This window comes from Kitasatospora sp. NPDC036755 (genome assembly GCF_040636595.1).
In the GTDB taxonomy this organism is placed as follows: Bacteria; Actinomycetota; Actinomycetes; order Streptomycetales; family Streptomycetaceae; genus Kitasatospora.
The window spans coordinates 1-9,396 of record NZ_JBEZUT010000336.1; the positions used below are offsets into that span (position 1 = coordinate 1).

The 9,396-nt window shown below is 74.3% G+C and carries 8 protein-coding genes and 1 pseudogene; 6 read left to right on the top strand and 3 right to left on the bottom strand.

The genetic code is table 11. The annotated features are described in order from the left end of the window. Nucleotides 1–105: 105 nt before the first annotated feature. Nucleotides 106–645 (bottom strand): PTS fructose transporter subunit IIA, encoded by a 540-nt coding sequence (locus AB0E96_RS33935; RefSeq protein ID WP_359829642.1) that lies wholly within the window; start codon nt 643–645, stop codon nt 106–108. 429 nt (nt 646–1,074) lie between these two features. Here AB0E96_RS33935 and AB0E96_RS33940 point away from each other — a divergent pair, with 429 nt between their 5' ends. From AB0E96_RS33940 to AB0E96_RS33955, 4 genes are all read left to right on the top strand, one after another. Next, the gene (locus AB0E96_RS33940) at nt 1,075–1,302 is read left to right on the top strand and encodes a DUF397 domain-containing protein (protein WP_359829643.1); all 228 of its coding nucleotides are present in this window, start codon (nt 1,075–1,077) and stop codon (nt 1,300–1,302) included. Nucleotides 1,303–2,032: 730 nt separating this feature from the next. Then, nucleotides 2,033–2,527, top strand: a complete 495-nt coding sequence (locus tag AB0E96_RS33945; protein WP_359829644.1) for a hypothetical protein — start codon at nt 2,033–2,035, stop codon at nt 2,525–2,527. An 80-nt stretch (nt 2,528–2,607) separates the two neighbouring features. Beyond that, the gene (locus tag AB0E96_RS33950) at nt 2,608–2,691 is read left to right on the top strand and encodes a putative leader peptide (protein WP_350526312.1); all 84 of its coding nucleotides are present in this window, start codon (nt 2,608–2,610) and stop codon (nt 2,689–2,691) included. A gap of 169 nt (nt 2,692–2,860) precedes the next feature. Continuing rightward, complete coding sequence (locus AB0E96_RS33955) at nt 2,861–4,327, top strand: acyl-CoA dehydrogenase family protein (RefSeq protein ID WP_359829645.1); 1,467 nt, start codon at nt 2,861–2,863, stop codon at nt 4,325–4,327. 94 nt (nt 4,328–4,421) lie between these two features. Here AB0E96_RS33955 and AB0E96_RS33960 read toward each other — a convergent pair whose 3' ends face one another. Further along, nucleotides 4,422–5,660 (bottom strand): phosphotransferase, encoded by a 1,239-nt coding sequence (locus AB0E96_RS33960; protein WP_359829646.1) that lies wholly within the window; start codon nt 5,658–5,660, stop codon nt 4,422–4,424. 522 nt (nt 5,661–6,182) lie between these two features. Here AB0E96_RS33960 and AB0E96_RS33965 point away from each other — a divergent pair. Further along, a complete protein-coding gene (locus AB0E96_RS33965) occupies nt 6,183–7,664 on the top strand; it encodes a hypothetical protein (RefSeq protein WP_359829647.1) in 1,482 nt (493 codons plus the stop codon). Nucleotides 7,665–7,838: 174 nt separating this feature from the next. Here AB0E96_RS33965 and AB0E96_RS33970 read toward each other — a convergent pair whose 3' ends face one another. Beyond that, the gene (locus AB0E96_RS33970; protein WP_359829648.1) at nt 7,839–8,342 is read right to left on the bottom strand and encodes a PAS domain-containing protein; all 504 of its coding nucleotides are present in this window, start codon (nt 8,340–8,342) and stop codon (nt 7,839–7,841) included. 298 nt (nt 8,343–8,640) lie between these two features. Between AB0E96_RS33970 and AB0E96_RS33975 the strand changes: the two are divergent. Continuing rightward, nucleotides 8,641–9,396, top strand: a pseudogene (locus AB0E96_RS33975) (HEAT repeat domain-containing protein); the annotation flags it as partial.

Here is a 9,396-nt window from a genome sequence, read left to right on the forward strand (position 1 = left end):
CGCCTGCCGCTGCGCACCGTCGGATGGCACCGGGGCCGGGCGGCGCTCGGCGGGAAAGCCTGTACGAGTTCTCTGGGAGGATGACGCCATGACCACCGGGCCGGGTCAGCCCTTGTACTGCCGGTAGGCCTCCTCGGCCGCGTCCAGGACGGCGGCCAGGTCCCCGCCCGCGGTGGCGGTCGCGGTGGCGGCCACCGCGCCCTCGACGAACGGGGCGTTGGCGAACCGGACCGGGAACGGCAGCCCGTGTTCCTCGGCCGCGGACAGCAGCGCGCGCACGGTGGTGACCGCCCCGCCCAGGTCGGCGAGCACCACCACGCCGTGGCCCTGGTCCACCCGGCGGGTCGCGGCGGCCACCAGGACGGCGCTGATGCCCGGTCCGTCCGACGGGTCGCCGCCGGTCGCCGCGACCGGCGCGGGGGAGTCGGATCCGGTCAGCGCGAGCGCGAGGGAGCGTACGGCGGTGGCCAGTTCCTGGCTGTGCGAGACCAGGACGACCCCGACCCGCCCGTGTGCGGAGGGCCGGGCCGGGGTCGGTCGGGGCAACGGGGTGGGCGAGGGGGGCGTGCGGGGTGCCGGGGGATGGGCCGAGGGTGCGTCGGAGATGGGGATGACGTCGGCGCGGGTGCCGTCCCGGCGGCTCATCGGCTGCTCCCTTGAGTGGGTCGGTGGGTGGATCGTCGGTCAGAACGGTCGAGCGGCGCCGAGCGTTCGAACAGCGCGGCGGATCGGGGCGTGGGCCCGCCCGGGCGGGCCGACGTGGGGGTCGCGGATTCCCGCGGGCGGCCGGACGGCCCGTTCCACCGGCCCGCCCGGCACTGGTCCTGCCGGGACGGTCCTGCGGGGCCGGGGAGACCGCGTGGCGGCGTCCTGGCAGCACTCTGGCAGCTGCCCGCCGCCCCCGCCGGTCGGGACACGCCTCGACCCTTCCTCCGGCCGCGCCCTTCCCCGCCCGGAGGAGTCCTCGTCAACCCGCTGACCGGGGCCGGGCGGTGTGGCTAGGCTGGTCCGGGAATGCCGTCGGGAGGAGAGCGGTCAGTGGGATCCAACAGCGGGACGGACACGGAGGTCGGCGTGGCACAGCCGGATCTGGCACCGAGCGGGAAGCCCAGGGTGGACTTCACCGGGGCGGAGTGGCTGTGCAGCAGTCAGGGCGTCGGGGACGTCCAGATCGCCTTCGTGGACGGCTACATCGGGATGCGGGACGGCCGCCAGGAGGACGGGCCGATCCTGGTCTTCACCCCGGGCGAGTGGCGGGCCTTCGTGCTCGGTGCCCGGGACGGCGAGTTCGACCTCACCTGAGGCGCGCCACGCAGGGAACCACCGGAGCGGGCCCTCGATGGACGGGGGTCCGCTCCGTGGGCGACCTTTCGGGTCCGAACATCACAACTCATGATCCATTGAGCGTGCCACGTCAGAATTTCTGTTGACTGTTAGACAAACGCAGCTCAGAGTATGAGCACAGGCAGACGCCGTGCCCACCGCCCCCACGCGGCCAGACACGGCGCCTGCTGTGCGGCTCGGCAGTTGCCGGGCCATCCTCCCAGTCATCCCCTGCGCACCGGGGTGCGTCGGCCGGTCCCGGCCCCGTGATGGGGCCGGCAGTCGCCGGGAGGCGTGGTGCCGAAGCCGAGAGCGACTCGGATGACGGCACCGGCGCTCGGGACCCGCACGCCCCCACGCGGCGGCGTCCCGAGCAGATCCACGGGAGCGACAGGCCGGGGCCCCGCGGATCTGGCTTGTGATGCATGGAACTGTTGGCTTGTGTGTTGTGCTGTGTGCGACGACGAAGCTGGGTGCTCGGCAGTTCGGCACGACGAGTGCACAGTGAGGGAAACGCGTGTAGGGCCGCGTTGCGACATGCCGTCCCCCCGGAGGGTGAAACCCGGAACGGCTGTCGTGCTGAACCGAACGTAGCCCGGACGGTTGCTCAGAGTCAACATTGGTCTCTGAGCGTCGATCTCCCGGTGGTCCCCCGTCGGCGCCCCACCCACCTCGCGAGCGTGGTGTGCCGGACACGTACGATGTTCCCATGTCTTTTCTCCGCCGTCGCTCCGGACAGCCCGCCGGCCCGGACTTCGACGTGCTCGCGATGGACCCGGGCGACTGGCCCGGTGACTTCGGTGCGGCCATGATGACCGGCCCGGACGGCTCCTGCCAGGGGATTTTCCTGCGCTACGACCTGTTCGGCGGCAGAGGCCCGGCGATGTTCATCGGCAACCTCCCCGAGGGTTCGCCCGCCCGGGAGACCGGCGACGACGTGCCCTTCGAGGTGCGGCAACTGCTCGCGGCGCTGGAGAACGACGAGCCGGTCGAGTTCGTCTCGGCCGAGGACTTCCCGGTGATGCTCGGGGACGACCTGCTGATCGTGAAGAAGGTCAAGGTCAGCGAGGAACGCGTGTTCTGCGCCCAGTTCGGCCGCAGCGACGGCGTCCTGGTCACCGTCGCCTCCTGGGACCGACCGATTTCGGACGACCTGTATCAGCTGCTGAAGCCGCTCCCCTCGGACATGTTCCAGCAGGGCTGACCCCGCCGGGGCCGTCCGGCTCCGCCCGGGACCCGGACGCTGCTTGACGGTATCGATCAACGGTTCGTACAGTCGCGAACATGCCGTGCCGTCTTCCGCTGCTGACCCGCCGCAGGCACCTCGACCTGCGGCGCACCGCCAGCGCGGCGTGTCCGGGCCGCTGAGGGGGACTCGTTCCCCCGGCGGCGGGGGGCCGACCGGTTGTCCGGCCGGCGCCGACACCAGGGGACGGGCGGTGAGCCGACCTCCGGGGCCGCCCATCGGTACCGCGCGCCCGTACGGCGTGCCGCCCGCATCCGTCGAGCCCACGCTGCCGCCCGGAGGCACAGCATCATGACGACCCGCGCCGCCAACCGTTCGACCGCCGATCGTTCGCCCGAGGACCGGGTGTCCGACGACCGGTCCGCCGGCGACCGTTCGCCCGCGAGCGCCTCCGCGGAGGAAGCTCCGGCCAAGGGCGGCTCCGCCGGGCGCCGTCCCCGGACCGCTGCCCGATCGGCGGGTTCCGACCGGTCCGATTCCGGCCATCTCGAATCCACCGCCCCCACACCGGCCGGTTCCCTGCCCGCCGGTTCCCCCGCCCCCGCGACCGGGGACCCCGAGGCCGGCGGCCCGGGGCCCGACCGCACCGGCCCCGCCCGGGCCGCGATCGACGGCGCCCTCGCCGGACTGCCCCGGGTGGTCGACCTGTTGGCCGCCCGCGCCGAGGAGCACGACCGCGACGCGACCTTCCCGTACCAGGGGATCGAGGCCGTCCACGAGGCCGGGCTGCTCACCCTCACCGTCTCCGAACGGTACGGCGGACCGGGCGGAACGCTCGCCGACACCGTCCGGGTGCTGTCCCGGCTCGGCCGCGGCGACGCCTCGGTGGCGGTGGTCACCGCCTTCACCCTGCTCCGGCACGCCGAGCAGGCCCGCCGCGCCGACTGGCCGACGGCCGGCTACCGGCGGCTGCTCACCGAGTCCCGGCGCGGCCCGGCGCTCGTCAACACGCTGCGGGCGGAGCCCGGTGCCGCGGCGGGCGACCTGCCCGGCACCGTCGCCCGACGGGACGGCGACGGTTGGCTGCTGACGGGCCGGAAGACGTACTGCACCGGCGCCGAGGCGCTCGCCTGGATGGCGGTGACCGCGCGGACCGACGAGGAGGAGCCGAGGATCGGCACCTTCCTGGTCCGCGGCGAGAGCGAGGGCCTGGAGATCGACCCGACCTGGGACCAGCTCGGGCTGCGGGCCAGTGCCAGCCACGACGTGGTGCTGGACGGGGTCCGGGTGCCGGGCGACCTCGCGCTGGGCCTGACGCCCGGTCGCCGGACGGGCCGTCAGGTTGCCGACGCCGAGGCCGAACTCACCCTGGCCTGGCACGACCTGGCGCTCTCCGCGGTGGCGATCGGGGTCGCCAGGGCCGCCGAGGCCTGGCTGATCCGCTTCCTCAACCAGCGCACCCCGGCCAATCTGACCGAGCCGCTCGGCACCCTGCCCCGCTACCGGACCGCCCTCGGCGAGATCGAGGCCCAGCTGATCGGCGCGGAGGAACTGGTCGAGGGCCTGGCCCCCCGGGTGGACCGGGGCGAGCCGGAGGCCGTCGCCCGGACCGGACCGGCCCACCTGCTGGTGACCCGGGCCGCGACGTCGGTGGTCCAGCAGGCCGTCGCCCTCACCGGCAACCCCGGCCTGAGCCGGCGCCACCCGCTGGAGCGCTACCTGCGGGACGTGCTCAGCAGCCGGGTGCACCTGGCCCCCGACGAGGCCGTCCTGGAGGCCGCCGGCCGGGCCGCCCTGGAGCGGGACGCCCGGCCGTAGGTCCGTCCTGCCGGCCGTTCCCGGGTCCGCGCCGATCGACGGGACGGGCACAGGCACGGGTGCGGGCCCGGGCCCGCACCCGTGCCCGCACGGTTCAGCGGGTCCCGACGGCGGCGCGGACGGCCCGGCGGGCGAGCGCCGCGTCGTCGTAGAGGCGGCGGATCATGATCCGCTGCTCCTCGCCGGCGCCCGGCACGTCGTACAGCCGGATCTCCCGCATCAGCACCAGCGCCAGGTTCACCAGGAACGCGTCCCGGGCCAGTGTGCCGCCGCTCTGGGCGAGTTGGCTGATCTGGCGGCGTGCCGCGGTGTCCCCGGACAGGACGCTCCAGAGCACCGCCAGGTCGTAGCCCGGCAGGTACCAGCCGGCCTGCTCCCAGTCGACCAGCACCGGGCCGGACGGCGCCAGCAGCATGTTGCTGAGCAGGGCGTCGCCGTGGCAGAGCTGGAGCGGGGTGTGGCCGAGGCCGTGCAGCAGGCCGCGCAGGTCGCCGGCGTCCCGGTCGGTGAGCTGGCCCACCGAGTGGTAGCGGGCGATCTCCAACTGGTAGTCCAGGCGAGGCTGGAAGACGTCGGTCGGCGGCCGCCAGAGGTTCAGCGTGCGGACCGCGGTGAGCAGCGCCCGGACCTCGCCCGGGGTGGGCGCGTTGACCGGGTGGCGCTCGCGGGCCGCCGGGCGCCCCGGCACGCGCTCCATGACCAGCACGCACCGGTCGTGGTCGGCCGCCACCAGCCGGGGCAGCCGCACCGGCGGGCGGTGCCGGACGAACGCCCGGTAGACCGCCACCTCGTGGTGGAAGTCGGCCACCAGCTGCTCGAAGTACTCACTCCGCACCGCCTGTGGCGCCAGGCACTTGGCGACCACCGGAGCCCGCCCGATGGTGCCCGCCACCAGGATGTGGCGGCTGCCCTCGCGCAGGACCTGGCGCGGAGTGAACGCGGGACATATCCGCGCGACACTGGCGAGTGCCGCCCGGACCGCCGGGGTCTGGAGCGCCGAAGGATCGATCCGCTCCGGGCCGCCGACGGGCTGGCCGGGCCGACGGGCCCGCAGCACCTGGCCGTCGGCCTGCCGGGCCAGCGGCATCCGGCCGCCCGGAAACGCGGTCTCGGGGACGCGCGGTCCCAGCACGGTACGGCCGGCGGGGCCCAGCGCCGTGCGGCCGGTCGGGACGACCCGGGGGTCCGTGGCCCGGCCCTCGGCACCGCGCGGAGCCGCGGGCCGACTCGCCGGGGGCACCGCCTTGGGGCCGGTGCGGCCGGCGGCTGCGGTGGGAGGGCGCAGCGCGGGGCGGGTCGCGGTGTGCGTGGGGGTCGTCGCTGAGGAGTACATGGGCTGAGGGTGGTCCCTTCCGGTCCGTCGGCAGGTGCTGCCCCGCGGGGGCGGGGAGGGCCGGTGCCGTGTGCTTCCTGGCGTGACGGCGGCCCTGCGGGTGGTGCGGTGCGTCGAGTGGTGCGGTACTGCGCGCGGCCGCTCGAGCGGTGCGGTGGGTGGTGCACGGGCGCCGGGCACGGACGCGGGGTCAGGAACCCCTGGTCGGCGGTGCTCCGGCCGTCCGCACCCTGGGGAATGCGGTCGGCCGGACTGCCGTCGGCCGTGCCCGGCGCTCCCGCGCCACCCGGCCGCGCCACCCCCTCGGGTGAGGACCGGGAGCGCCCCGTGCCACCGTCGGGGGACAGCCCCGACGCTGGTGGGACACCGCCCGACCCGGGGGGCGAGGTGGCGCACCCCTACAACACACCCCTCGGGCACTGGCTTAGTAGTCTGGCGGGCCCTGGCGAACGGTGGCGAATGCTCGCCCGGCACTTGCCGGAGCCTCTAGCCTCGGATCAGCCGAGGAACCTGGGGGCTTCGTTGAGCAGGGAACCCAACACCCGACTGGCCGATCTGTTCGTCCTGACCGGATGGTCGAAGGGCGAGCTCGCGCGGCTGGTCAACCGTCGGGGTGCCGCGATGGGACAGCTGCAGCTGTCCACCGACACGTCGAGGGTACGGCGCTGGATCGAGCAGGGGGAGATCCCGCGCGATCCGGTGCCGAGGGTGCTGGCGGCCGTGTTCACGGAGCGGCTCGGACGTGTCGTCACCACTGAGGACCTCGGTCTGGAACGACACCGGCCCACCAGGTCCGGAGCGGACGCGTCCGCGGCAGTGCCATGGTCGCCGGATCGAACAGCCGCGGTCCTCACCGAGTTCACGGGAATGGACCTCATGCTGAACCGACGTGGATTGGTGGGCGCCGGAGCGGCGCTCACGGCCGGGGCGGTCATCGCCGACTCGCTGAAGGGCTGGCTGGGCGGGGACGCGGTCGCGTACGCGGCCTCCGTACCCGGGCCCCGACAGGTGGTCACCGGGGGCGGAGCGCACCCGGTGGCGGACGTGTACGACGCGGGCCCGGTCGGGCTCGACGAGGTGGAGTCGCTGGAGCACTCGGTACAGGTGTTCCGGGCCTGGGACGCGGCCCGCGGGGGTGGGCTGCAGCGCAAGGCCGTGGTCGGTCAACTGAACGAGGTCGGCGGGCTGTTGACGCACCGGCACGCGCCGGAGGTGGAGCAGCGGCTGTGGCTGGTCGCGGCCAACCTGGCGGTGCTGGCGGGCTGGATGTCGCACGACGTGGGCCTGGAGCCCACCGCCCAGAAATACTTCATGATCGCGGCCGACGCGGCCAAGGAGGCCGGCGACCGGCCGCGGGCCGGGGAGGCGATCTCCCGGGCCGCGCGGCAGATGGTGCACCTGGGCCGGGCCGACGACGCCCTCGACCTGATGTCGGCGGCCAAGGCGACCGGCGGGCGGTTGATGCCCAGAACCCGCGCCATGCTCAACACGGTCGAGGCGTGGGCGCACGCCTCGATCGGGCACTCCCAGGACACCTACCGGCTGCTCGGGGAGGCCGAGGACCTGTTCACCGAGGAGGCGACGGAGCCGCCGCCCTCGTGGATGCAGGTGTTCGACGAAGCCGAACTGCGCGGCATGCAGGCCCTGGTGCTGCGCACGCTCTCCGAGCACGACCTGCGGGCGGCCCCCCAGGCGCGCCGGCACGCGGAGCGGGTGATCACCCTGCGGGAGGGCACCGGACAACTGCGTTCGGCGCTGTTCGACCGGATCACCCTGGCCTCGGTGCACCTGATCACCGGCGAGCCGGACGCGGCGCAGTTCCAGGCCAAGATGGTGATGAACCTCATCGGCCAGAACTCCTCGCACCGGACCTGGGACCGGCTGCGCGAGATGTACCGGTTGACGGCGCAGTACCGGGGGCTGCCGGTGGTGGACGAGCTGAGGGAGGAGTTGGGCCGGGAGCTGCGGGCGGCGGACGCCAAGAACCGGCGTCGGCTGACCTGACCGGATCCGAGCCGACGTGATCCGACCTGACGTGACCTGACCTGGTTCGACCGGTGGCCGGGCGTGCGGGCCCGGGCCGGGGCGTCCGTTCGGAGCGGTGGGGCCTCTCGTTCGGAGCGGCGGGCCGTTCGTCCAGGCCGGAGAGACTGTGCTTCAGGTCGGAGAGACCGTGCTTCAGGCCGGCGGGGCCGGGCGGAGCAGCATGCGCAGGGCGACGACGGTGCCGTCCGTGCCGAGGACGGGCTCGCCCGCGCACTCGACGCCGCCGGTCCGTCCGTCCGGTCGGCGGACCCGCAGGGCGCCGGCGGCGCAGCGGCCGTGCACCAGCGCGTCGGTCATCATCCGCCGCAGCAGCGGCCGGTCCGCCTCGGGGAGACGGTCGGGCAGCCGGTCGAGGCTGAGCGGGCCGTGCTCCGGGTCGCAGCCGAGGAGGTGGTAGGTCTCCGGGCTCCAGTGGATCCCGTCGGTCAGCAGGTCCCATTCGGCGGAGCCGATCGGGCCGTGGCCGGTCCCGTCGTGGTGGCCGCCGTCGCCGAGGTGGGGGCCGGACGGCTCGTGCGTCGTGCCGTCCACTCTGCCGTCCGTCCCGCCGTCGGCGCTGTCCGAACCGCTGTCCGTCGGGGCGCCGTCCGCCATGGCGCCTCCCGGCGGGCGGGAGGCGCCTAAGGGCATGTTCATGGCGGACCCATCGTCTCGTGTGCGGCCCGCGGCAGGCGGACCGTTCGGACAGTTCGGACAGTGAGAAGACTGTCGCACAGCGTCGTCACCCTTGCGGGCGATTTGGACAGAACGCAGGCAAAGTTCCGGTGGCATATGCCACTGTGGCTGGAGCCCTCGTCGCCCTGTGTGCGGACGGGGGTCCGAGGCGGTAACCTTCGGTGATTCCGGCGCCCGGGCGCCCACCGCAGTACCGACCACAGACCCCGGCGACGGAAATCCCGTTGCCACTACGACCGCCGCAACGGATGCTGACCTCATGTTCGAGCCAGTGATAGCACCCAGTGCCAGCCTCCTAGGCCTCCTTCAGCGAGGCCGTGGTGACGGGCAGCTCCACGCGCTGGCCGCCGACCGTGCCGAGGCCATCGCCGCGCTGGAGGAGTGCGTCACCAGGGACCCGCGAGCCGACTGGCAGGTCGAGAGTCGCTCCCTCTACTACGCGCGCATCTTCATGGAGCTGGAAGCCCCCCTCGACGGCATCGAGGACCACCTCCACTCCGCCGAGGACCTGGTCACCGACGACGAGAGCCGCACCGGCCTCGCCCTCTCCGTCCTGGGCCACCTCGCCTCGTACGGCCGGCGCGACGCGCTGCTGATGCTGCGCGAGTACGCCGCCACCGGTGCCAACTGGTCCTGGGCCCTCGACGAGCTCGCCCTGCGCGACGACGACCGCGGCCTGCTGCTGCTCGGCACCGCCGTGCTGGACCACTTCGCGCCGGGCCCCGAGGGCGACGCCGAACTGCGCGAGTTCATCCGCAACGCGTACGAGCCCCGGCCCTGGCGGTTGTGGGCGGCCTACCACCCCAGAGTGGCGGCGGCCAGCGAACAGTCACCCTTCGACCTGTGGCAACGCCAGATCAACCGCAGCGGTGTCACCCCCGGCTGGTCCACCGCCGACGTGCTGGCCTGGGCCGACCAGGGCGAGCTCGGCGGCCTCGGCGCCGGCGCCTTCCTCGGCCGGCCCGACGCCCGCCCGGAGCCCGCGCGCGGCGACGGCCGGACGTCCGGCCCCGAC

What these genes read in the sequence shown, in the direction of transcription:
- AB0E96_RS33935 (WP_359829642.1), bottom strand. Translation starts at nt 645, where the DNA reads ATGAGCCGCCGGGACGGCACCCGCGCCGACGTCATCCCCATCTCCGAC.
- AB0E96_RS33950 (WP_350526312.1), top strand. Translation starts at nt 2,608, where the DNA reads ATGCCGTGCCGTCTTCCGCTGCTGACCCGCCGCAGGCACCTCGACCTG.
- AB0E96_RS33960 (WP_359829646.1), bottom strand. Translation starts at nt 5,660, where the DNA reads ATGTACTCCTCAGCGACGACCCCCACGCACACCGCGACCCGCCCCGCG.
- AB0E96_RS33945 (WP_359829644.1), top strand. Translation starts at nt 2,033, where the DNA reads ATGTCTTTTCTCCGCCGTCGCTCCGGACAGCCCGCCGGCCCGGACTTC.
- AB0E96_RS33970 (WP_359829648.1), bottom strand. Translation starts at nt 8,342, where the DNA reads ATGAACATGCCCTTAGGCGCCTCCCGCCCGCCGGGAGGCGCCATGGCG.
- AB0E96_RS33955 (WP_359829645.1), top strand. Translation starts at nt 2,861, where the DNA reads ATGACGACCCGCGCCGCCAACCGTTCGACCGCCGATCGTTCGCCCGAG.